Annotated in this window: 20 protein-coding genes, 1 pseudogene and 2 riboswitches; of the genes and pseudogenes, 12 read left to right on the top strand and 9 right to left on the bottom strand. The window is 71.1% G+C overall.

What is annotated here, in order from left to right; translation table 11 throughout:
• The first annotated feature begins 14 nt into the window (after positions 1 to 14).
• Positions 15 to 446: an IS200/IS605 family transposase gene (gene tnpA / locus ACFWYS_RS19955; RefSeq protein ID WP_384770312.1), complete on the top strand. Its 432-nt coding sequence runs from the start codon at positions 15 to 17 to the stop codon at positions 444 to 446.
• A gap of 99 nt (positions 447 to 545) precedes the next feature.
• On the opposite strand, the pseudogene ACFWYS_RS19950 reads toward tnpA, so the two are convergent.
• From ACFWYS_RS19950 to ACFWYS_RS19935, 4 genes and pseudogenes are all read right to left on the bottom strand, one after another.
• Positions 546 to 659, bottom strand: a pseudogene (locus ACFWYS_RS19950) (SAM-dependent methyltransferase); the annotation flags it as partial.
• A 238-nt stretch (positions 660 to 897) separates the two neighbouring features.
• On the bottom strand, positions 898 to 1737 hold the full coding sequence (locus ACFWYS_RS19945; RefSeq protein ID WP_384770309.1) for a hypothetical protein: 840 nt from the start codon (positions 1735 to 1737) through the stop codon (positions 898 to 900).
• Positions 1734 to 2276, bottom strand: a complete 543-nt coding sequence (locus ACFWYS_RS19940; protein WP_384770306.1) for a SigE family RNA polymerase sigma factor — start codon at positions 2274 to 2276, stop codon at positions 1734 to 1736. Before ACFWYS_RS19940 ends, ACFWYS_RS19945 begins: the two co-directional genes overlap by 4 nt.
• A 166-nt stretch (positions 2277 to 2442) precedes the next feature.
• Positions 2443 to 3885, bottom strand: a complete 1443-nt coding sequence (locus tag ACFWYS_RS19935; protein ID WP_384770304.1) for an MFS transporter — start codon at positions 3883 to 3885, stop codon at positions 2443 to 2445.
• Between the two features lie 198 nt (positions 3886 to 4083).
• Between ACFWYS_RS19935 and ACFWYS_RS19930 the strand changes: the two genes are divergently transcribed.
• The 6 genes from ACFWYS_RS19930 to ACFWYS_RS19905 all read left to right on the top strand — a co-directional run bounded on the left by ACFWYS_RS19930 (position 4084) and on the right by ACFWYS_RS19905 (position 10243).
• Positions 4084 to 5826, top strand: a complete 1743-nt coding sequence (locus tag ACFWYS_RS19930; protein WP_384770301.1) for an MFS transporter — start codon at positions 4084 to 4086, stop codon at positions 5824 to 5826.
• Positions 5827 to 6014: 188 nt separating this feature from the next.
• Positions 6015 to 6665: a class I SAM-dependent methyltransferase gene (locus ACFWYS_RS19925; RefSeq protein WP_384770299.1), complete on the top strand. Its 651-nt coding sequence runs from the start codon at positions 6015 to 6017 to the stop codon at positions 6663 to 6665.
• Positions 6666 to 6808: 143 nt separating this feature from the next.
• Positions 6809 to 7762, top strand: a complete 954-nt coding sequence (locus ACFWYS_RS19920) for an N-acetylmuramoyl-L-alanine amidase (protein WP_384770296.1) — start codon at positions 6809 to 6811, stop codon at positions 7760 to 7762.
• A 164-nt stretch (positions 7763 to 7926) separates the two neighbouring features.
• Positions 7927 to 8745, top strand: a complete 819-nt coding sequence (locus tag ACFWYS_RS19915) for a hypothetical protein (RefSeq protein WP_384770293.1) — start codon at positions 7927 to 7929, stop codon at positions 8743 to 8745.
• Between the two features lie 107 nt (positions 8746 to 8852).
• Positions 8853 to 9866: an LLM class F420-dependent oxidoreductase gene (locus ACFWYS_RS19910; protein ID WP_384770291.1), complete on the top strand. Its 1014-nt coding sequence runs from the start codon at positions 8853 to 8855 to the stop codon at positions 9864 to 9866.
• A gap of 83 nt (positions 9867 to 9949) precedes the next feature.
• Positions 9950 to 10243 (top strand): hypothetical protein, encoded by a 294-nt coding sequence (locus ACFWYS_RS19905; RefSeq protein WP_384770288.1) that lies wholly within the window; start codon positions 9950 to 9952, stop codon positions 10241 to 10243.
• 20 nt (positions 10244 to 10263) lie between these two features.
• Here ACFWYS_RS19905 and ACFWYS_RS19900 read toward each other — a convergent pair whose 3' ends face one another.
• Genes ACFWYS_RS19900 through ACFWYS_RS19890 form a run of 3 tightly spaced genes read right to left on the bottom strand, consistent with a single transcriptional unit; the run spans position 10264 to position 13489 of the window.
• Positions 10264 to 11337 carry a prenyltransferase/squalene oxidase repeat-containing protein gene (locus ACFWYS_RS19900; protein WP_384770285.1) on the bottom strand — a complete coding sequence of 358 codons (1074 nt, stop codon included), beginning with the start codon at positions 11335 to 11337 and terminating at the stop codon, positions 10264 to 10266.
• Positions 11334 to 12068 (bottom strand): class I SAM-dependent methyltransferase, encoded by a 735-nt coding sequence (locus tag ACFWYS_RS19895; protein WP_384770283.1) that lies wholly within the window; start codon positions 12066 to 12068, stop codon positions 11334 to 11336. Before ACFWYS_RS19895 ends, ACFWYS_RS19900 begins: the two co-directional genes overlap by 4 nt.
• A complete protein-coding gene (locus tag ACFWYS_RS19890; protein WP_384770280.1) occupies positions 12062 to 13489 on the bottom strand; it encodes a glycosyltransferase family 4 protein in 1428 nt (475 codons plus the stop codon). The genes ACFWYS_RS19895 and ACFWYS_RS19890 overlap by 7 nt, the downstream gene beginning before the upstream one ends.
• Before the next feature lie 210 nt (positions 13490 to 13699).
• On the opposite strand from ACFWYS_RS19890, the gene ACFWYS_RS19885 reads away from it, so the two are divergent.
• On the top strand, positions 13700 to 14332 hold the full coding sequence (locus ACFWYS_RS19885; RefSeq protein ID WP_384770278.1) for a TetR family transcriptional regulator: 633 nt from the start codon (positions 13700 to 13702) through the stop codon (positions 14330 to 14332).
• Positions 14333 to 14350: 18 nt separating this feature from the next.
• Positions 14351 to 14529: riboswitch (TPP riboswitch) on the bottom strand.
• A 65-nt stretch (positions 14530 to 14594) separates the two neighbouring features.
• On the opposite strand, the gene ACFWYS_RS19880 is transcribed toward ACFWYS_RS19885, so the two are convergent.
• Both ACFWYS_RS19880 and ACFWYS_RS19875 read right to left on the bottom strand, forming a co-directional pair.
• Positions 14595 to 14828: a ferredoxin gene (locus tag ACFWYS_RS19880; RefSeq protein WP_384770707.1), complete on the bottom strand. Its 234-nt coding sequence runs from the start codon at positions 14826 to 14828 to the stop codon at positions 14595 to 14597.
• Between the two features lie 16 nt (positions 14829 to 14844).
• Positions 14845 to 16302, bottom strand: coding sequence for an aldehyde dehydrogenase (locus ACFWYS_RS19875; protein ID WP_384770275.1), 1458 nt, complete (start codon positions 16300 to 16302; stop codon positions 14845 to 14847).
• A 174-nt stretch (positions 16303 to 16476) separates the two neighbouring features.
• On the opposite strand from ACFWYS_RS19875, the gene ACFWYS_RS19870 reads away from it, so the two are divergent.
• From ACFWYS_RS19870 to ACFWYS_RS19855, 4 genes are all read left to right on the top strand, one after another.
• Complete coding sequence (locus tag ACFWYS_RS19870) at positions 16477 to 17505, top strand: MBL fold metallo-hydrolase (RefSeq protein ID WP_384770272.1); 1029 nt, start codon at positions 16477 to 16479, stop codon at positions 17503 to 17505.
• Between the two features lie 53 nt (positions 17506 to 17558).
• Complete coding sequence (locus tag ACFWYS_RS19865; RefSeq protein ID WP_384770269.1) at positions 17559 to 17999, top strand: nuclear transport factor 2 family protein; 441 nt, start codon at positions 17559 to 17561, stop codon at positions 17997 to 17999.
• An 82-nt stretch (positions 18000 to 18081) separates the two neighbouring features.
• A riboswitch (cobalamin riboswitch) is annotated at positions 18082 to 18204 on the top strand.
• 114 nt (positions 18205 to 18318) lie between these two features.
• The gene (locus ACFWYS_RS19860) at positions 18319 to 19527 is read left to right on the top strand and encodes a prenyltransferase/squalene oxidase repeat-containing protein (RefSeq protein WP_384770267.1); all 1209 of its coding nucleotides are present in this window, start codon (positions 18319 to 18321) and stop codon (positions 19525 to 19527) included.
• The gene (locus ACFWYS_RS19855) at positions 19524 to 20198 is read left to right on the top strand and encodes an SCO2322 family protein (RefSeq protein ID WP_384770265.1); all 675 of its coding nucleotides are present in this window, start codon (positions 19524 to 19526) and stop codon (positions 20196 to 20198) included. Before ACFWYS_RS19860 ends, ACFWYS_RS19855 begins: the two co-directional genes overlap by 4 nt.
• Positions 20199 to 20302 lie beyond the last annotated feature (104 nt).

The raw sequence follows: 20302 nt of genomic DNA, 5'->3' as shown, positions 1-20302 counted from the left end.
ACTACAGTTGGTTCATGTCGCCGCGCTGGAATCCAAATCCCGATGTCAGAACCGGCCGCCACGTCGTCTACAACCTGCACGTCCACTTGGTGTTCGTCACCAAGTACCGACGTAAGGCATTCACGGACGAGATGCTGACGCGCTGCGAGACGATCATGCGCGACGTGTGTACGGACTTCGAGGCCGACCTGAAGCAGTTCAACGGCGAACAGGACCACGTCCACCTGCTCGTCCACTACCCGCCCAAAGTCCAGCTCTCCAAACTGGTCAACTCCCTCAAGGGCGTCTCCGCCCGCCTGCTCCGCAAGGAGTACGACGCCCACGTGCGCCGGTACCTGTGGGGCGGACACTTCTGGTCCGGCTCCTACTTCGCCGGAAGCTGCGGCGGGGCGCAGCTGACCGTCGTACAGCAGTACATCGAGCAGCAGCAGCGTCCCGTGGGCTGAGGTTGACACTGCAGACCCATGCCCACAGCGCAGGTCAGAGCAGTCCTGAGATGGCCTTCACCATCCGGCCTGAAGCCGGAGCACTGGCCAAGATCAAAGGAAGAACTCGTCCCACCAGTCGGCGGCGCCGCTTGTCCAGCGGTCCGCCTCCCGCCCGAACATGCCGTCCAGGAGCCGCAGTACGTCGTCCACCGAGCGGATGTGCCGGTCCATCCGGTCCCCCTTTCCGGTGTGGCGATCGTATGCCGGAGCTGCCTGAACGCCCAGGTCAGGGAGTGCATGAGGGGCCCGGACAGACGCCGTCGACGGCCGTGTGCGGAGCGGGGGCGGTGGGGTTGGGGGCATCACCGCGGGGACGGGGCGAAGTCCCGGGAGCCCCCGCCCCCATGGCCGTCAGAGCGGCGTTCTCCGCGACGCCGACCGGGCTTTGTTCATCTGCTCTCCGCTTCGTCTACTTCGTCACCTTCGCCGACTTGTACTCCGTCCCCTGCGGTGCCAGGCACACGAACCAGTTCGTCGGCGATCCGTCCGCCGGGCGGATCACCTGGTCGTCGCTGTTGAGGTCGTATCCCTTGGGCACCCTGCGGACCTCGGTCGCCGTGCCGTCCGCCCAGGTGCAGGTGACGCGCTGGGCGGTCGTGGCGACCTGGCCGATGACCAGGCGGTGAGGGCCGGCGGAGTTCGGGTCCAGGGGGAGCGAGGCATGCTCGATGTCCTTGCCCGACAGGGTGTCCCCCTCGGCGAACGTGCCCAGCAGCGTCACCGACTGCTCGTCGTCCCCGACGCTGCGCCACACGAAGTACGAGCTCTTGCCGACCAGATCGGAGGACTGTTTCGCGTCCGCGGGCCGCTCGCCGTACGAGTAGTGGCCCATCGCCGCCCACTGGCCCGCCGCCTCCGCCTCGTCGCGCGGCGCCGGCCACACGTCGATGGCGACCCGCCACGCCTTGCCCTGGTCCGTTCCGATCGCCAGGGTGGTCCGCTGGGCCTGGTAGAGGTTGCGCTGCTCCTCGGTCGCCGGCTGTGTGGCCGCCGGTGGCGTCCGCTGTCCGTCCCCGCCCCGCAGCCCGGCCGCCGCGAGCCCACCCGTCGCCCCGGCCAGCACCAGCGCCGTCGCCGCGGTCACCGCCCATCGCCGCGCCCTGCGCCGCCGTCCGCCGCGCAGCACCGCCTGGTAGGGGGCTATGCCGATCTCGACCTCGTCCGCGGCGTCGGCCAGCAGCAGGGCGATGTCCGTGTTGGTCATGTCGTGGCTGGTCATGCCGTGGTTCGTCTCCCGGTCCGCGCTCATCGACTGCGCCCTCCCTGCGTCACCATCTCGGCCAGTCCCGGTATGGCGCGGAGTTTCGCGATCCCCTTGGCCGCGTTGCTCTTCACCGCGCCGACGGAACAGCCCATCGCCTCCGCCGTCTGTGTCTCGGTCAGGTCCTCCCAGTACCGCAGGACCACCGCCTCCCGCTGCCGTGGCGGCAGTTGGGCCAGCGCCGCCAGCAGAGCGCCCCGGTCCTCGGCCTGGGCGATGCGGTCGCCGCTGTCCGGTACCTCGCGCAGCAGGCCGGAGTCGTCCTTCGGTGCGAGGAACTCCCTGAGCCGTTTGCGGTGTTTACGTGCGTGCGCGTTGATCATCACGCGCCGGACATAGGCCTCCGGGTCATCGGCCGAACCGACTCTGCGCCAGGCCACATAGACCTGTTCGAGCGTCGACTGGACCAGGTCCTCCGCGGCGTGCTGCTCCCCCGTGAGGAGAAATGCCGTCCGCATCAGCCGCGGCCAGCGGCCGATGACAAAGCTCTGGAACTCCGAGTCCCGAGCCGCCTTGCGATCCCCCATGGGCACCTCCTTGATATTCAAAGGAGTCCATGGGCCGGCCGAACCGTTGCCCCGATCTCGAAAGTTCTCCTCGGCCGCAGGACGGCCTGGGGACGGCCCCGGGACTGCCTCAGGACGTCCGGACCGCCTTGGGGCATCCGGACCGCCTTGGGACATCCGGACCGCCTCAGGACGCGGACGATTTCCTGGGCAGCCACACCAGCATCAGCACCGCCCCCGCCAGCAGCACCACCGCCGACGTACGGAACACGAGCGCGTACCCCTCCGTCAGGGCCTGCGGTGTCTGTGTCAACGCCCCCGGCGTCCCGCTCCCCGCCGACCGGGCCGCGGCGATCGTGGACATGACCGCGAGCCCCAGCGAACCGCCCATCGTGCGGGAGGTGTTGACCAGCCCCGACACCAGCCCGGCCTCACCCGGCCGCGCCCCGGAGGTGGCCAGAGACGCGAGCGGCGTTATCCCCAGGCCCCCGCCCAGCATCATCAGGACGCCCGGAACCATGATCGAGGTCACGTACCCGCCCTCCACGCTCAGCGTCGACTGCCAGCCGAAGCCGACGGCCGCGACGAGCGTGCCCAGCACGGCCACGTTGCGTGCGCCGACCGCCCGCATCAGCCGCGGCGCCAGCTTGGAGCCGACGATCACGGACAGCGAGCTCGGCACCAGGGCCAGACCGGCTTCCAGCGGGGTGTAGTGCAGGACGTTCTGCGCGTACAGCGTCATGAAGAACCACATGCAGAACATCGCCGAGCCGGACAGGAACATCGCCACGTTCGCCGACGACACCGCCCGCAGCCGGAGCAGTCCGAGCGGCATCAGCGGAGCCGCCGTACGCGACTCGACGACGAGGAAGACGCCGATCAGGGCGGGACCGACCAGCAGCGGTACGACCGTGGCGGCCGCCGTCCAGCCGGACGCCTCCGTCTGCGAGATGCCGTACGCCAGCGTGCCGAGACCGGCGGTCACCAGCACCGCGCCCGGCAGGTCCAGTCGCCGCCCGTCGCCGTTCCGGCTCTCCGTCAGCCGGCGCATCGCACCGGCCAGCACCAGTACCCCCACCGGCACGTTGATCAGCAGCACCCAGCGCCACGACAGCAGGTCCACCAGCGCTCCGCCGACGAGTCCGCCGGCCGCGCCGCCGCCCGCGCCGACCGCCGTCCATGTCGCTATGGCCCGGGCCCGCGCGGCCCCCTCCGGCACCGCCGCCGTCACGATCGTCAGCGTCGACGGTGCCAGCACCGCCGCGCCCAGCCCCTGCACGGCCCGCGCGGCCAGCAACTGCCAGCCCTCCTGTGCCAGCCCGCCGCCCAGCGAGGCCAGGGTGAACAGGCCGAGCCCGACGAGGAACATCCGCTTACGGCCGTACAGGTCCCCGGCCCGCCCGCCGAGCAGCATGAACCCCGCGAAGGCGATCGCGTACGCGTTCACCACCCACTGCAGGCCCTGCGCGCTCAGCCCCAGATCGGCCCGCATCGACGGCAGCGCCACGTTCACGACGGACACGTCGAGGACGACCAGGAACTGCCCGGCGCAGGCGAGCGCCACCACCAGCCAGGCCGGAGGCGGGGCAGGGCGGGAGGTGCGGGTCGGGGTGTCGGCGGCTTCGAGCATGGGTGTCATGCTCTCAACGACCGGACACTCCTGGCATCGGGATTTCGGCCTAGGCCTGCGACCCCGGCGACCTAGGCCTGCCCTCCCTCTTTGCCCCTCCCCCCAAGAGAAGGTCAAGAGATCAAGAAAAGGTCAAGAAATCGTTAGCTGGCCAAAGCATCGGAATAGTTGCCCAGGCACACCGAGTTGTCCACTCACATGACACAAACGACGAACGACCAGCCCACCGGCAGAGCAACCGGCGCCCTCGTCCCGGTCCTCGCCTTCGCGGGCATCGTTGTCGCGGTGATGCAGACCCTGCTCGTCCCGGTCATCAAGGACCTGCCGCAGCTGCTGAGCACCGCGCCCAGCAACGCCACCTGGGTCCTGACCTCCACCCTGCTCTCGGGCGCCGTCGCCACCCCGATCATGGGCCGCCTCGGCGACCTGTACGGCAAGCGGCGCATGCTGATATCCAGCCTGGCCGTCATGGTGATCGGCGCACTCGTCAGCGCGGTCACCAGCGACCTGATCCCCATGATCGTCGGCCGTACCCTCCAGGGCTTCGCGATGGGCGCGATCCCCCTCGGCATCGGTCTGATGCGCGACATGCTGCCCCGCGAGCGGCTCGGCTCGGCGATGGCCCTGATGAGCTCCTCGATCGGCGTCGGCGGCGGCCTCGCGCTGCCCGCCGCGGCCCTGGTCGCCCAGAACGCCGACTGGCACGCCCTCTACTACGGCGCCGCCGGCCTCGGCGTCCTCTCCATCGCCCTGACCCTCCTCGTCGTACCGGAGTCCAAGGTCCGCGCGGAAGGCTCCTTCGACGTCCTCGGCGCACTCGGCCTGTCCGCCGGTCTCGTCCTCTTCCTCCTCCCCATCACCAAGGGCAGCGACTGGGGCTGGACGTCGGCCACCACGCTCGGCATGTTCGCCGGCTCGGCGATCGTCTTCCTCCTCTGGGGCGTCTACGAGCTCCGCGCGCAGGCCCCCCTGGTCGACCTGCGCACCACGGCCCGCCCCGCCGTCCTCTTCACCAACCTCGCGTCGATCATGGTCGGCGTCTCCTTCTACGTCGTCTCCCTCGTCCTGCCCCAGCTGCTCCAGCTCCCGAAGGAGACCGGCTACGGCCTCGGCCAGTCGATGGTCGTCGCGGGCCTGCTGGTGGCCCCGCTGGGCCTGACGATGATGTTCACGGCCCCCGTCTACGCCCGCCTCTCCGCGAAGTACGGCCCCAAGGTCACCCTGATCCTCGGCATGCTGATCATCGCGATCGGCTACGGCGCCGGCCTCGGCCTCATGAGCGCCCCCTGGCAGAGCCTGGTCATCGCGGTCGTCCTGGGCGCCGGCATCGGCCTCGCCTACTCCTCCCTCCCCGCACTGATCGTCGGCGCGGTCCCGGCCTCGGAGACGGGCGCGGCGAACGGCCTCAACACGCTGATGCGTTCCATCGGTACGTCCGTGTCGAGCGCCGTCATCGGCATGGTGCTGGCGAACACCGCGAACAACGTCGGGGGCGTCGAGATCCCGACCATGCACGGCTTCCGCGTCTCCTTCCTGATCGCGACGGCCGCGGTCGCCGTAGGCCTGCTCCTGGCCCTCTTCCTCCCGAAGCAGCGCCCGGCCGCCGCCCACCCGCAGCTGCGCGCCAGCAGCGAGGAGGACGCCAACCTGGAGCGCGCCGAGGAGGCCCTGCGCGGGTTCCGCGGCCGGGTCCTGGACGCCGGAGGCACGCCGGTGCCCCGCGCCAAGGTCACCCTGATCGACCGCCGGGGCCGCCAGGCCGGCGCGACCCTCTCCGCCCAGGACGGCAGCTACGCCCTCACCGTCCCCGCCCAGGGCTCCTACGTCCTGGCCGCCCGCGCCGACGGCCACGCGCCACTGGCCTCGTCGGCGACGCATGCGGGGGACGAGAGCGCGGTCGACCTGGACCTGTCGTTGCCCGCGGAGACGGTCACCGCCTGAGCCACCGGAGCGCCCGACTCACCCGAGTCATCCGGCTCACCCGAGTCGTCCGGCTTACCCAAGTCGTCCGGCTCACCCGAGTCATCCGGCTCAGCTGAGATCCACCCCACCCGCACCCCCTGTCGCTTCACCGGCAGGGGGTGCGGCAGCATGGGCGCCCATACGCTCGTACGACCGAAAGGAACCCCATGTCCACGGCCCCCAAGCCGGAGATCCTGGCCGCGTTCGAGGCGGCCAAGGGCTTCATGCCCGTGGACGAAGGGCTCGCGCTCTACGCGGCGGCCGTCGAGGCGGGCCGACTCGGCCTCCCCCTCCTGGAGGTCGGCACCTACTGCGGCCGCTCCACGATCCTGCTCGCCGACGCCGCCCGCGAGGCCGGGGTGACGGCCCTCACGGTCGACCACCACCGCGGCAGCGAGGAGCAGCAGCCGGGGTGGGACTACCACGACCCCGAGACGGTCGACCCCGAGCTCGGCCTGATGGACACGCTGCCGACGTTCCGCCGCACACTGCACAAGGCCGGGCTGGAGGACCACGTGGTCGCCCTGGTCGGCCGCTCGCCGCAGGTGGCGGAGGTCTGGGGCACCCCCCTCGGCCTGGTCTTCATCGACGGCGGCCACACCGACGAGCACGCGAACGCCGACTACGAGGGCTGGGCCCCGCGTGTCGCCGAGGGCGGACTGCTCGTCATCCACGACGTGTTCCCGGACCCGAAGGACGAGTTCACCGGCCAGGCCCCGTACCGGATCTACCTCCGGGCACTGGAGTCCGGGGCGTTCACGGAGGTGTCGGCGACGGAGTCGCTGCGGGTGCTGCGGCGCATGGGGGAAGGCGCCTGATCTCGCGAGGGCACGCGCCTGATCCGCCGGGGACAGGGGCCGGATCTGCCGGGGACAGGGGTCTGATCTGCGCGGTCTGATCTTCCGCGCGGCTCGGCCGGGGCTTCCCGCGAAGGCCGTGGTCGCCCCGTATGGTGGCAGGCGTGTCGTACGTAGGTCCGGACTTCGATCCTCCCCAGCCCCGCCGCCGTCGCGGCCGCGCCCTGACCGTGGCGGCCGCAGCTCTCGTGCCGGGGGCGCTGCTGGGGTGGGTGATGTACGAGGCGTTGGGTGACTCCGCCGACGCGGACGGGTCGGGCAACGCGGCCGTACGGCCGTCGGACACGGCACCGACGATTTCCGCGACGAGCGACGACAAGCCGCCGGGCCCGACCCCCACCGACGACCCGACGGCCGACTCCACCTCCGCCCCCGCCGCCTCCGGCTCCCTCAAGGGCAAGGTCGTCGTCATCGACCCGGGCCACAACCCCAACAACTTCCAGCACACGGCCGAAATCAACCGCAAGGTGGACATCGGGACCAACTGGAAGGAGTGCGACACGACGGGCACGTCCACCAACGACGGCTACACCGAGGCGAAGTTCACACTGGACGTCGCCCACCGGCTGCGCACGCTGCTCCATGAGCAGGGCGCCACGGTGAAGTTCACACAGGACGGCGACCGCTCCTGGGGCCCCTGCGTCGACGAGCGGGCCGAGATCGGCAACAAGGCCCACGCCGACGCCGTCGTCTCCATCCACGCGGACGGCGCCTCCACCGGCCAACGCGGCTTCCACGTCATCCTCCCCGGCAAGGTGGACAAGGGCGCCGCGAACACCGGCCCCATCGTCACCCCCTCCCGTGACCTCGGCGAGCGCATCGCCGGCTCCTTCGTCCGCGTCACGGGCAGCGCCCCCTCCAACTACGTCGGCGCCGGCACCGGACTGGTCACACGCGAGGACCTCGGCGGTCTCAATCTGTCAACGGTTCCCAAGGTGTTCATCGAGTGCGGCAACATGCGCGATAGCAAGGACGCGGCACTGCTCACCGACGGCGCGTGGCGACAGAAGGCAGCGCGGGGGATCTCTGAGGGAATCGTGAGTTTCCTGCGCGGGTAGTGATCAGCGGGCTGATCCCGGCGGACACCCTCGTCGGTCGGACGATAAGGTCGTCCATACGATGAGGGGCCACCCCTGCGCTTCGCACCGGGGCCTTACGGCGACATGGTGACAGCGACGCCTCCAGCGATGCCGATGACGAGACGACTGACGAAGGACCTGAAGTGAATATCCGCTCCCTCACTAGAGGCGACGGCGTGGTGATCGGGGCAGCGGTATTGCTGTTGATCGCGTCGTTCCTCGACCTCTACTCCGACGAAGGTGCCGCGGGCATCGACATGCCGAACGCCTGGGGCAGCGGACCGCTCCTGCTGGGCGTTGTCCTGGCGGGCCTCATCGGTGCCGCGCTCATCGTGGTCGCCCGGGGGCTGCCGCAGGTGCCCAAGGTCGCCGGTCTGGACCTCGGCCAGTTCGGGATCGCCTTCACCGTCTTCGCCGCCTGGAGCGCACTCGGCAACGTCTTCGACCCAGCGGGCGGCCTGAACAACGTCGGCGGAGGCTCTTCCGGCCCCGACGCGGGCACTGGGCTGATCCTCATGCTGATCGCCACCCTGCTCCTCGCCGCCGCCGCCATCGCCACCCCCCTGGTCCCCGCCCTCCAGGCCGCCCTCCTCCCGGCCCCCCGCCCCGCCGCCCCGCAGCCCTACGGCGGTCAGCCGCAGGGTGGTTACGGGTACCCGGGTGCCGGTGCGCCGCAGCCGCAGCAGCCCTACGGTGGGCAGCCTCAGCCGGGTCAGCCCTTCGGGGGTGGGCAGCCGCAGGCTCCCGCTCCTGCGCCCGCCGCTGACTTCTCGCCGTTCTGGTTCGCCGTGCCCGTGGCGCGTCCGCTGTTCGCGGAGGACGGTTCGCCGACTCCGATCGCCGAACTCGCGCCGGGTACCTGGTACCTGGCCGTCGAGCAGCGCGGTCCGGCCCTGGTCGCCCAGACGCAGGACGGCCGTCGCGGCGTGCTGCAGGACACCTCGGGTATCCAGCGCGGCTGAGCAGCCAAGCCGTATGACGACGGCCCCTCACCCTTCCCGGTGAGGGGCCGTTGTCGTACAGTCGCAGCCCCACACTCCCATCTGACGCTCCGTCAGGAGGCAGGCGTATGCGGCTCGGGCTGGCACTCGGCTACTGGGGGCGTGGCCCCTCCGCGGACCACGTCCCCCTCGCCCAGGCGGCCGAGCGGCTCGGCTACGACTCCGTCTGGACCGCTGAATCCTGGGGTTCGGACGCCTTCACGCCGCTCACCTGGATCGCCGCCCAGACGTCACACATCAGGCTCGGCACGGCCGTTGCCCAGATGGCCGCCCGGTCCCCGACCACGACCGCCATGCACGCCCTCACCCTCGACCACCTCTCCGGCGGCCGGATGATGCTGGGGCTCGGGCTGTCGGGACCGCAGGTGGTGGAGGGGTGGTACGGACGGCCGTTCCCCGCCTCGCCGCTGACCGCCACGCGCGAGTACGTCGATGTCGTACGGCAAGTCCTCGCGCGCCAGGGCCCCGTCGAGCTCGACGGGCGTTTTCACTCCCACCCGTACCGGGGTCCGGACGCCACCGGTATCGGCAAGGCTCTGAAGTCCATCACCCACCCCCTCCGGGCCGACCTCCCCGTCCTCCTCGGCGCCGAGGGTCCCAAGAACGTCGCCCAGACCATCCGGATCGCCGACGGCTGGCTGCCGCTGTACTGGTCGCCGAGCAGGCCGGAGGGGGTGTACGGGGAGGCGGTGGCCGATCTGCCGGAAGGGTTCGTCGTCGCTCCCATGGCTCAGGTGCGGGTCTGTGACGACGTCGCCGAAGGGCTGCTTCCCGTCAAGGTCATGCTCGGCTTCTACATCGGCGGCATGGGCCACGCGGCCCGCAACTTCCACGCCGATCTCATGGCTCGGATGGGGTACGAGGGGGAGGCGCGGCGGATTCAGCAGTTGTTCCTCGACGGACGCCGGGACGAGGCCGTCCTCGCCGTGCCCGATGCCTTCGCCGACGAGATCTCTCTCGTCGGGCCGCGTGAACGGATCGCCGAGCGGCTGGAGTTGTGGCGGAAGGGGCCGGTGACCGATCTGCTCGCCCTCGCGCCCGACCCGCACACCCTGCGGGTGCTCGCCGAGCTCAATTCATAGCCCGCCGGGGAGCCCGACTCGTAGCCCGGCGCATAGCCCTGCGCGTCGGGTTTCATCCAGGATTCAAGGGCTACTCGTCGGGCATGTCCCCTCGATATCGCAACGGTGCGAACCAGGCCGGCACGGTCATAGCGATCGTCGCCGACGTGATGGCCTTCATCCTGGGCCTGTGGATCCTGATGTACCTGTTGGACGCCAACCGTGCGAACGACCTCGTCCAGTTCGTCCATGACGCGGCGCGGTGGCTGGCGGGCTGGTCGCACGACCTGTTCACGTTCGACGCGGAGTGGGCGAGGGTCGTGGCCGGGTACGGGCTGGCGGCGGTGGTCTACCTGTTCGTCGGCCACGCGATAGCCAATCGAGTCCACCGCCACTAGAACGCCCCGCACCCGGGCTCTCAGGCGTCGCAGCAGTCCGGGTCCAGCCCCATGGGCAGCCGGTCCCCGCCGAACACCGCGCAGGTCGCCTCGTGCCCGCCCAGCGCGGCGACGGCCAGCAGCAGCGACCCCGCCGTCCAGGTCGTCAGCTCGCGCGGCCAGACGGCGTCGTCGTCGAAGACGTACCCGGTCCAGTACAGCCCGCTCTCCGCATCCCGCAGATGCTGGATGGACTGGAGGATCTCCAGCGCCCGGTCGGACTCCCCCATCGCCCACAGGGCGAGCGCGAGTTCGGCCGATTCGCCGCCTGTCACCCAGGGGTTGGGCACGACACACCGCACCCCGAGCCCGGGAACGACGAACCGCTCCCAGCTCTCCTCCATCCGGGACTTGGCCTCGGCGCCGGTCAACGCCCCGCCCAGCACCGGGTAGTACCAGTCCATCGAGTAGCGGTCCTTGTCCAGGAACCGCTCGGGGTGACGGCGGATCGCGTGCCGCAGGGCACCCGCGGCCAACTCCCAGTCCGGCTGTGTCTCTTCCCGCTGCTCGGCGATGGCCAGAGCGCACCGCAGCGCATGGTGGATGGACGACGAGCCCGTCAGCAGGGCGTCGGCCGTCGCCGTGCCGTCCTCGTCGCGCCGCCAGCCGATCTGCCCGCCGGGCTGCTGGAGCCGGAGGACGAACTCGATCGCGGAGTAGACGGACGGCCACATGCGGTCGAGGAACGTGTCGTCGCCGGTGGAGAGGTAGTGGTGCCAGACGCCCACGGCGATGTAGGCGACGAAGTTGGTCTCGCGCCCGGTGTCGGTGACGTCGTCGAAGGCGCCGTCCTGGTAGGCGGCGTACCAGGAGCCGTCGTCGTTCTGGTGCGTCGCCAGCCAGTCGTAGGCGCGCTCGGCGGCGGTGTGCTCACCGGCCGCGTCCAGGGCCATCGCCGCTTCGACGTGGTCCCACGGGTCGAGGTGGTGCCCGCGGAACCACGGGATCGCCCCGTCCTCCCGCTGCACGGCGAGGATCCCCGCCACGGTCGCGGCGGCCTGCTCGGCGGTGAGGACCCCGGGCAGGACGAGGTGTTCTGTCCGGGGGGTGGTCACTTGGCGTCCACCCGGGGGAGGTGCGGCTTGGTCGCGTACGCCACGAAACTCTTGCCGATCAGCGGGTTCAGCGCCTGTTCGGCGACCCGGGTGGCCAGTGGTTTCTTCATGATGTCCCAGACCAGCAGCTTGTGGTACGCGCGCACCGGCAGCGCCTTGTCGTTGTCGACGCCGAACGCGCACTTCAGCCACCAGTAGGGCGAGTGCAGGGCGTGGGCGTGGTGGGTGCCGTACGGCTTCAGGCCCGCCTCGCGGATCTTGCCGAGCAGTTCGTCCGCCTTGTAGATGCGGATGTGGCCGCCCTCGACCTCGTGGTACGCGTCGGACAGCGCCCAGCACACCTTCTCGGGGCCGTAGCGCGGGACGGTGATGGCGATCCGGCCGCCGGGCCTGAGCACCCGCACCATCTCGGCGAGTACGCCCTTGTCGTCCGGGATGTGCTCCATGACCTCGGAGATGATCACGACGTCGAAGGACTCGTCGGGGAAGGGGAGGGCCAGGGCGTCGCCCTCCATCGCCGTCGCGGTGGCCCCTTCGGGTGCCTCGCCCGCCTCCTTCATCGCCGCGAACCACTTCGCGACCTCGCGGATCTCCTCGCCGTTCTGGTCCAGCGCCACGACCTGGGCGCCGCGCCGGTAGCACTCGAACGCGTGCCGGCCGGCACCGCAGCCGAGGTCCAGGACGCGGTCGCCCGCGGCGAGCGGGAACCGGGAGAAGTCGACGGTCAGCACGTGGCCCTGCTTTCGGGGTTGGATGCGGCGAGTTCCTTGGTGGCGAAGGTCTGTGCGGCCGCGGGGCGGTCCGGTGCCGGGCTCGCGGAGGAGCGGGCCTGCTCGCTGCCCGCCGAGCGGGCGATGGCCTCGCGGTACCGGGCCACGGTGCCCTCGGCGGCGCGCGCCCAGGTGAAGTGCCGTAGCACCCGCTCGCGTCCGGCGGTGCCGAGTCTCGCGCGCAGCTCGGGGTCGGCCAGCAGTCGGTTCAGCCCGGCGGCCAGTGCTCCCGCGTCGCCCGGCGGCACCGCCAGACATGTCTCGCCGTCCCGTCCGGCGACCTCGGGGATCGCCCCGCCGGTCGTGGCGACCAGCGGGGTGCCCGTCGCCATGGCCTCGGCGGCCGGCAGGGAGAAGCCCTCGTACAGCGACGGCACGCACGCGACCTGCGCCGAGCGCACCAGGTCGACGAGTTCGGCGTCGGAGATGCCCTTGACGAACTCGACGGCGTCTTCGAGGCCGTACCGCTCCATGGCCTGCGCGACCGGGCCCTCCTCGGGCCGCTTGCCGACGACGACGAGGTGGGCGTCGGGGTGCTCGGCGCGGACCTTGGCGAGTGCCTCGACCAGGAACACGAGGCCCTTCAGCGGGACGTCGGCGCTGGAGGTGGTCACGATGCGGCCCGGTATCCAGCGTACCGAGGGATCAGGCGAGAACAGGTCGGTGTCCGCGCCGATGTGCACGACGTGGATACGGTCCTGCCGTACGCCGAGATGGTCGACGATCTCCTCGCGGGACGTGCCCGACACGGTGAGGACCGACGGCAGGCGGCGTGCCACCCGCTTCTGCATGCGGGTGAAGGCGTACCAGCGGCGCACGGACAGCCGCCGGCGCCGGCCCTCGGCCGCGTCCAGTTCCAGTTGGCGGTCGACGGTGATGGGGTGGTGGATGGTGGTGACGAGGGGCGCGCCGACGTCGCCCAACAGGCCGTATCCCAGCGTCTGGTTGTCGTGCACGACGTCGAACTCGCCGCGCCGGGCGCGCAGATGGCGGCGGGCGCGGAGCGAGAACGTCAGCGGTTCGGGGAAGCCGCCGGTCCACATGGTCGCCACTTCCAGCGCGTCGATCCAGTCGCGGTACTCGTCGCGTCCCGGGGTGCGGAAGGGGTCCGGCTGGCGGTAGAGGTCGAGGCTGGGGAGCTCGGTGAGGGTGAGGCGGCCGGCGTGGTCGGCGTCCTCGTCGAGGACCGGGTAGGGCTGGGAGCCGATGACCTCGACGCGGTGGCCGAGGCGGGCCAGCTCGCGGGAGAGGTGTCGTACGTAGACGCCCTGGCCGCCGCAGAACGGGTTCCCTTTATAGGTGAGAAGCGCGATGTCGAGCGGTCGCTCGCCGTCGGCGGCCGGGTCCTCCGAGGGCCCTGCCTCCCTGGCCTCAGCGGTCACTCTGGGCCCCCTTCTCCCTGCATTGTCCCGCGAGATTACGCGGGGAGGCTAATCTAGAACAAGTTTCAGACTTGATCGTTCAAGAGGCTCTGAATCTACCGGCAGGTAGTGCCGCTGTGAGCGATGGATCAGGTGATTCACGCCACGGCCGCCGCCCTGGCATGCTCTGTCCGGTCACCCACCCTCACCGACTGTCACGGAACGGGATCCATGCCTGCGGAAGCCAGTAGCGCGAGCTCCTCCTCCCCGCCCCTCACCGAGCGGCAGGAGGCCCGGCGGCGGCGCATTCTGCACGCCAGCGCGCAGCTCGCCAGCCGGGGCGGTTTCGACGCCGTGCAGATGCGGGAGGTCGCGGAGTCCTCACAGGTGGCCCTGGGCACCCTGTACCGCTACTTCCCGTCCAAGATCCATCTGCTGGTCGCCACGATGCAGGACCAGTTGGAGCACATGCACGGCACGCTGCGGAAGAAGCCGCCACAGGGGGAGACGGCGGCCGAGCGGGTCGCGGAGACCCTGATGCGCGCCTTCCGTGCCCTGCAGCGCGAGCCGCACCTCGCCGACGCCATGGTCCGCGCCCTGACCTTCGCCGACCGCAGCGTCTCCCCCGAGGTCGACCAGGTCTCCCGCCAGACGACGGTGATCATCCTCGACGCGATGGGCCTGGAGAACCCGACGCCCGAACAGCTCTCCGCCGTCCGCGTCATCGAGCACACCTGGCACTCGGCCCTGATCACCTGGCTTTCGGGCCGCGCCTCGATCGCCCAGGTCAAGATCGACATCGAGACGGTGTGCCGCCTGATCGACCTGACGAATCCGGAGGGATCAGGCAAGGCCGGCAAGTAAGGCCCCCGGGTATGACTGAGACCTACGAGACGGGTTCCCTTCGCCGGTATGGTCCGGATCAGGTTCCGGGGGTCGCCGTCCGGCCCGACTGCTGCCTTCCGGCCTCTCAGCCCGGACCGTCGATGTCGGCCCCAGCGGAAGCCGTCTGCTTCTCGCCAGAGTCGGCTACTCCGGTTCGGACTCCCTCACTCGCCTCGTAGGCCGATTTCCAGAATAGAACATCCCATCGGAAATGAACCCCCCGAAAGGGATTTTTCTGGCGTTATTCCTCCGGGGGAAAGACCGGCTCCCCGCTCTCCAGCATCGTGATCACGATCGCCTCCACCGGGCAGCTCTCCGCCGCCGCGAGGATCCGTTCGTTCGCGTCGGTCTCCGGGGCGGCCGGATGGGACTGGCGGCCGGTGTCGAGGCGGAAGTCGCCGGGGGCGTGGTGGACGCACTGCGCCGAGCCGATGCACACCGACCGGTCGACCTCGACATGCCAGCGGTCACCCATTGCGCTCACCCATCCCCTACGCCTCCCAGCCCGCCGGGAGGTGGATCATCTTGTGCTCCAGGTACTCGCCGTAGCCCTCGGGGCCGAACTCCCGCCCCAGGCCCGAGTTCTTGTAGCCGCCGAACGGGCCCAGCATGTCGAGACTGAAGGTGTTCACCGAGTAGGTGCCGGTACGGACCCGGCGCGCGACCTCGATGCCGTGCGCGGTGTCGGCCGTCCAGACGCTGCCGCTCAGGCCGTAGTCGGAGTCGTTGGCGATCTTCACGGCCTCGGACTCGTCGCCGTAGGGGAGGAGGCAGATCACCGGCCCGAAGATCTCCTCGCGGGCGATCCGCATGGAGTTGTCGACGTCCCCGAAGAGCGTCGGCTCGACATACCAGCCCCGCTCCAGCCCCTGTGGGCGCCCGCCGCCGACCAGGATCTTCGCGCCCTCCTCCTGGCCGATCCGGATGTAGTCGAGGTTCCTGCGCTGCTGCCGCTGCGCCACCAGCGGGCCCACCTGGGTCGCCGGGTCCAGCGGGTCGCCGACCACCAGCGCGCCGGCCGCCGCGGCGAAGGCCTCGGCGAACTCGTCGTAGCGGGAGCGCGGGAGCAGGATGCGGGTCTGGGCGACGCACGCCTGGCCGTTGTTCATCCAGGCCGCCGGGACGACTCCGGCGACGGTCGCCTCGACGTCCGCGTCCGGCAGGACGACGGCCGCCGACTTGCCGCCCAACTCCAGTGTCACGCGGGTGAGATTGCGGGCGGCGACCTCCATGACGCGCTTGCCGGCGGCCACCGAGCCGGTGAAGGAGACCTTGTCGACCGACGGGTGCCCGACGAGGTACTCGCTCACCTCGCGGTCCGCGGGAAGGATGGACAGCACGCCCTCCGGCAGCCCGGCGTCCTTCGCGATCTCGGCGAGGAGATAGGCGTCCAGCGGTGACTCGGGCGACGGCTTGAGCACGACCGTGCAGCCGGTGAGCAGCGCGGGGGCGAGCTTGGCGGCGGCGACGAACTGCGGGACGTTCCAGGGGACCACGGCCGCCACGACGCCGACCGGTTCGCGCCGGACGAGGATCTTGCCGAGGACGCCGTCGCGGGTCTCCTCGTAGGTGAAGTTCCGCGCGACCGTGATCGCCGCGTCCCAGACCATCATCGCGCCGAGGGCCTGGGCGAGGACGCTCCAGGAGTACGGGGAGCCGTTCTCGGAGGAGATCACGCGGGCGATCTCCTCGTGCCGTACGGCGATTCCGTCCTTGATGCGGGTGACGACCTCGATGCGCTCGTCGAGGCTCATCCGTGGCCAGGGCCCCTCGTCGAACGCCTTGCGCGCCACCGCCACCGCCCGGTCGACGTCGGCCGACGAGGCATGCGGGACGCGTCCGATGACCTCCTCCGTGTGCGGCGAGATCACCTCGATGACGTCCTTGCCCAGGGGGTCGGTCAACTCCCCGCCGATGAACAGCTGTCCGTGTTCCACGAGCTCGGTCATGGCCGACTGCCTCCCCGGAGCGCAACTCTGACGATCCATCAGATCTACGCACTGATACCAGTTCCGCCCCGAGTAGTCCACGGACCGCACGTAGATGACTCGGGCTCCCATCGGAACCTGTTCTAGTTATAGTGATCCGGTCGGCCGGAACGTGTCGCGGCGATTGGGGAACCCATGACGCAGATGTACGACCACGGCGGCGGCGTGAAGTCGATCCGGGTCCCCATCCCCGACAACCCTCTCGGCCACACCCTGGTGTACGTCGTCGACACCGACCGGGGCCCGGTGCTCGTCGACACCGGCTGGGACGACCCGGCGTCCTGGGACACCCTCGCGGAGGGGCTCGCGGCCTGCGGCACCGCGCCCGCCGAGATCCACGGCGTGGTGATCACCCATCACCACCCCGACCACCACGGCCTGTCCGGCAAGGTGCGCGAGGCCTCCGGCGCCTGGATCGCGATGCACGCGGCGGACGCGGCGATCGTACGGCGCACCCGGACGACGCGGCCCGAGCGGTGGTTCTCCTACATGGCGGCCAAGCTCACGGCGGCCGGCGCCCCCGACGCGCACGTGGCCCCGCTGCGCACCGCCCGCCGGCCGAGCACGCTCCCCGGCTTCTCCCCCGCCGCACCCGACCGCGAGATCGTCCCCGGCGAACTCCTCGACCTCCCCGGCCGCCGCCTGCGCGCGATCTGGACCCCGGGTCACACGCCCGGCCATGTCTGCCTGCACCTGGAGGAGGACCACCCGGCCCGGCTCCCGGGCCACGGACGCCTGTTCTCCGGCGACCATCTGCTCCCCGGGATCACCCCGCACATCGGCCTCTACGAGGACCCCGACGACACGACCGTCACCGACCCCCTGGGCGACTACCTGGCCTCCCTCGAACGTGTCGCCCACCTGTCCCCCGCCGAGGTCCTCCCGGCCCACCAGCACACGTTCACCGACGCGCCGTCACGCGTACGGCAGTTGCTGGACCACCACGAGTCCCGCCTCACCGGCCTCCTCACCCTCCTCGCCGAACCCCTCACTCCCTGGCAGCTCGCCGAGCGCATGGAGTGGAACCGCCCCTGGGACCAAATCCCGTACCCCTCAAGGAACATCGCGATCGCGGAGGCGGAGGCGCATCTGCGACGCCTGGTGAAGCTGGGGAGGGCGGAGGCGGTGACGGGGAGCGAGCCGGTGACGTACGTGGCGGTCTGAGGCGACGTCCGTGGCGGCTTGAGGTGACGTACGGGGCCGTTTAATACGTGCCCATGGAGCTCCTTCTCGCCGAACGCGCCTGTGAGCGCGTCATCATCGACTTCGTCCACCGCCTCGACCTCGGCGAACCGGCCTCTGTCGCCGAGCTGTTCACCGAGGACGGCGTCTGGTCCTGGCCGGAGGGCGATCGGTCGGTCGAGGGCAGGGACGCGCTTCGCGCGTACTTCGGCTCCCGCCCCGCCGACCGGCTCTCCCGCCGCATGATGTCCAACGTCCTCGTCACGGTCACGGCCCCGGACACGGCGACCGCGACCTCGTACTTCACGACCTACCGCGTCGACGGCCACGAGGGCGGCATCGTCCCGGCGGGCCCGCCCGTCCAGATCGGCCACTACGAGGACGCCTTCCGCAGACAGCCGGACGGCACCTGGCTGCTCACCTCGCGGACCCTCCACCTCCCCTTCGGCGGCCCCACCCCGAGGGCCGACGGCTGAGCCTCCTGTGCTGCGGGGGTCGCGCCGCCGGGCCCGACCGCCCGCCCGCACAGGCGCCCCTCAGGGGGCCGGTTACGGGCGGGTAGAGTGTCGGCGTCGTCATCACACCCGTACAGGGGGAAGCCGGTGCAAAACCGGCGCTGACCCGCAACCGTGAGCCTGCAACTGGCAAGCCGGATCGCCCGGTACGGATTCGTGACCGGCTCACGTACCCCGGCAGTGGGCCGGAGTGCGGCACCGTCGAGGTATACGGAGCCGAGCCGCCCGGGGGTCCTCCCTGTGCTGCCCGGTTCCCCTTAGGGAAGGGCACCCGCCGATCATGTACGTCCGCCGCAGCGCCGCGGTCCTGGCCGCCGTCACCGTGATCGGCGTCGCGACCCCGGTCGCCCAGGCCGCCACCCCGTCGCCGTCCGCCTCGCTCCCGGCCGGGCTGTACGGCACCACCGACCCGACGTACGACGGCGTCTGGCGCCAGTCGCTCGCGCTGATCGCGCAGAACCGGATGAAGCTGGAGCCGGCCGCCAAGGCGGTCGACTGGCTGGCCGGGCAGCAGTGCGCCGACGGGGCGTTCACGGCCTTCCGCGCCGACCCTTCCAAGGCGTGTGACGCCAAAGCCATGGTGGACACCAACAGCACGGCCGTCGCCGTCCAGGGCCTGGCCGCGGTCGGTGAGCGCGACACCGAGGTCAAGAAGGCGGTGACCTGGCTGAAGTCCGTGCAGAACAAGGACGGCGGCTGGGGCTACACACCTGGCGGAGCCAGCGACGCCAACTCGACGTCCGTCGTGATCGGGGCGCTCCACGCCTTCGGCGACGACCCCGCCGAGATCCGCAAGGACGGCAAGTCACCCTACGACGCTCTGCTGAAGCTCGCCCTGCCGTGCGCGAAGGGCGGCGCCTTCGCCTACCAGCCCGACAAGAAGGGCAAGCTGTCGGCCAACGCGGACGCTACGGCTGCGGCCGTCGTCGGCGCGCTGGGGATGGGCATATCGCCGCGGGGCGGTGAGAAGAAGGACATCGCCTGCACCGACGCGGCTGACCTCACTCCGGAGCAGGCTTCGGCCAACGGCGCCTCCTACCTGGCGGACGCCGTGGCGAAGGACGGCCACCTGAAGTCCGCCCTCGCCGGCGCCGAGGACCAGCCCGACTACGGCAACACCGCCGACGTGGTCGTCGCGCTCGCCGTACAGGGTGGTGCCTCGGCGGCCCAGAAGCCCCTGGAGTGGCTGGAGAAGAACGCCGCGGCCTGGGCGAAGCAGAGCGGCCCCGCCGCCTACGCCCAGCTGATCCTCGCCGCCGACGCGGCGGGCGCCGACCCGCGTGACTTCGGCGGCACGGACCTGGTCAAGCAGCTCAACGCACAGGGTCCCGCACCGCGGACGACGGCGGCGGAGTCGGCAAAGGCGTCCGAGCAGAAGGCGGACGACGACAACGGCGTCGGCGTCTGGTGGATCGTCGGCGTCTGCCTGGTCGCGGGCATCGGCGTCGGCTTCCTGCTGAGCGGCCGCACCAAGGGCCGTCGCCCGTGATCCGGCGCACGCTCGCCACGCTCCTGGCCGCGCTGGTCCTCCTGACCGGCGCGGCCCAGGCCGCCCAGGCGACCGGCTACCGCTACTGGTCCTTCTGGGACCGCGCCGGCGACACCTGGACCTACGCCACCCAGGGCCCCTCCACCGCCCGCCCCTCCGACGGCGACGTCCAGGGCTTCCGGTTCGCGGTGAGCGAGGACTCCAAGGACGCGGCACGGCCGAGGGGCGCCGCCGTGTTCGAGGTGATCTGCGCGCGCACCCCGGCCCAGGACGGCAAGAAGCGGGTGGCGCTGGTCATCGACTTCGGTACGGCGGCGGACGCCCCGTCGGGCGAGACGCCCCCGGCCCGCCGTACGGTATGCGCCCGCGTGAGCGAGGACGCGACCGCGGCAGAGGCCCTCGCAGCGGTGGCCGAACCCCTGCGCTACGACACGAACGCCCTGCTCTGCGCGATCACCGGATACCCGGAGAAGGGGTGCGGCGAGCAGGTGTCGGGAGCGAAGGAACCGACGGCCGCGGAAGACCAGAACGCCTCTGGGAAGAGCGCCACGGAGCAGAACGCCGACTCGGGCGACGACGGCCCCGCACTGGGCCTGGTGGCCGGAATCGCCGTGGTGACGGTTCTGGGCGCGGCAGCGCTCTGGCAGGCACGGCGGCGCAGGGATGCCTGAGCGCTCCGCTGACTCTATCGATCTGCGGCTGCCCCCCCGGGGCGCGCGAGGGCGGGGGGGGCGAGGCGCCACCGAGGGGGCGGGGGCGGCCCCGCGGGGGGGCG

The organism is Streptomyces sp. NPDC059010, assembly GCF_042740355.1.
Classification (GTDB): Bacteria; Actinomycetota; Actinomycetes; order Streptomycetales; family Streptomycetaceae; genus Streptomyces.
The sequence above is the reverse complement of the archived record's forward strand: the minus strand, read 5'-3'. Positions and strand labels throughout refer to the sequence as shown.

What these genes read in the sequence shown, in the direction of transcription:
- ACFWYS_RS19910 (WP_384770291.1), top strand. Translation starts at nt 8,853, where the DNA reads ATGCGGCTCGGGCTGGCACTCGGCTACTGGGGGCGTGGCCCCTCCGCG.
- ACFWYS_RS19940 (WP_384770306.1), bottom strand. Translation starts at nt 2,276, where the DNA reads ATGGGGGATCGCAAGGCGGCTCGGGACTCGGAGTTCCAGAGCTTTGTC.
- ACFWYS_RS19865 (WP_384770269.1), top strand. Translation starts at nt 17,559, where the DNA reads ATGGAGCTCCTTCTCGCCGAACGCGCCTGTGAGCGCGTCATCATCGAC.
- ACFWYS_RS19925 (WP_384770299.1), top strand. Translation starts at nt 6,015, where the DNA reads ATGTCCACGGCCCCCAAGCCGGAGATCCTGGCCGCGTTCGAGGCGGCC.
- ACFWYS_RS19875 (WP_384770275.1), bottom strand. Translation starts at nt 16,302, where the DNA reads ATGACCGAGCTCGTGGAACACGGACAGCTGTTCATCGGCGGGGAGTTG.
- ACFWYS_RS19860 (WP_384770267.1), top strand. Translation starts at nt 18,319, where the DNA reads ATGTACGTCCGCCGCAGCGCCGCGGTCCTGGCCGCCGTCACCGTGATC.
- ACFWYS_RS19930 (WP_384770301.1), top strand. Translation starts at nt 4,084, where the DNA reads ATGACACAAACGACGAACGACCAGCCCACCGGCAGAGCAACCGGCGCC.
- ACFWYS_RS19945 (WP_384770309.1), bottom strand. Translation starts at nt 1,737, where the DNA reads ATGAGCGCGGACCGGGAGACGAACCACGGCATGACCAGCCACGACATG.
- tnpA (WP_384770312.1), top strand. Translation starts at nt 15, where the DNA reads ATGTCGCCGCGCTGGAATCCAAATCCCGATGTCAGAACCGGCCGCCAC.
- ACFWYS_RS19880 (WP_384770707.1), bottom strand. Translation starts at nt 14,828, where the DNA reads ATGGGTGACCGCTGGCATGTCGAGGTCGACCGGTCGGTGTGCATCGGC.
- ACFWYS_RS19935 (WP_384770304.1), bottom strand. Translation starts at nt 3,885, where the DNA reads ATGCTCGAAGCCGCCGACACCCCGACCCGCACCTCCCGCCCTGCCCCG.
- ACFWYS_RS19870 (WP_384770272.1), top strand. Translation starts at nt 16,477, where the DNA reads ATGACGCAGATGTACGACCACGGCGGCGGCGTGAAGTCGATCCGGGTC.
- ACFWYS_RS19885 (WP_384770278.1), top strand. Translation starts at nt 13,700, where the DNA reads ATGCCTGCGGAAGCCAGTAGCGCGAGCTCCTCCTCCCCGCCCCTCACC.
- ACFWYS_RS19905 (WP_384770288.1), top strand. Translation starts at nt 9,950, where the DNA reads ATGTCCCCTCGATATCGCAACGGTGCGAACCAGGCCGGCACGGTCATA.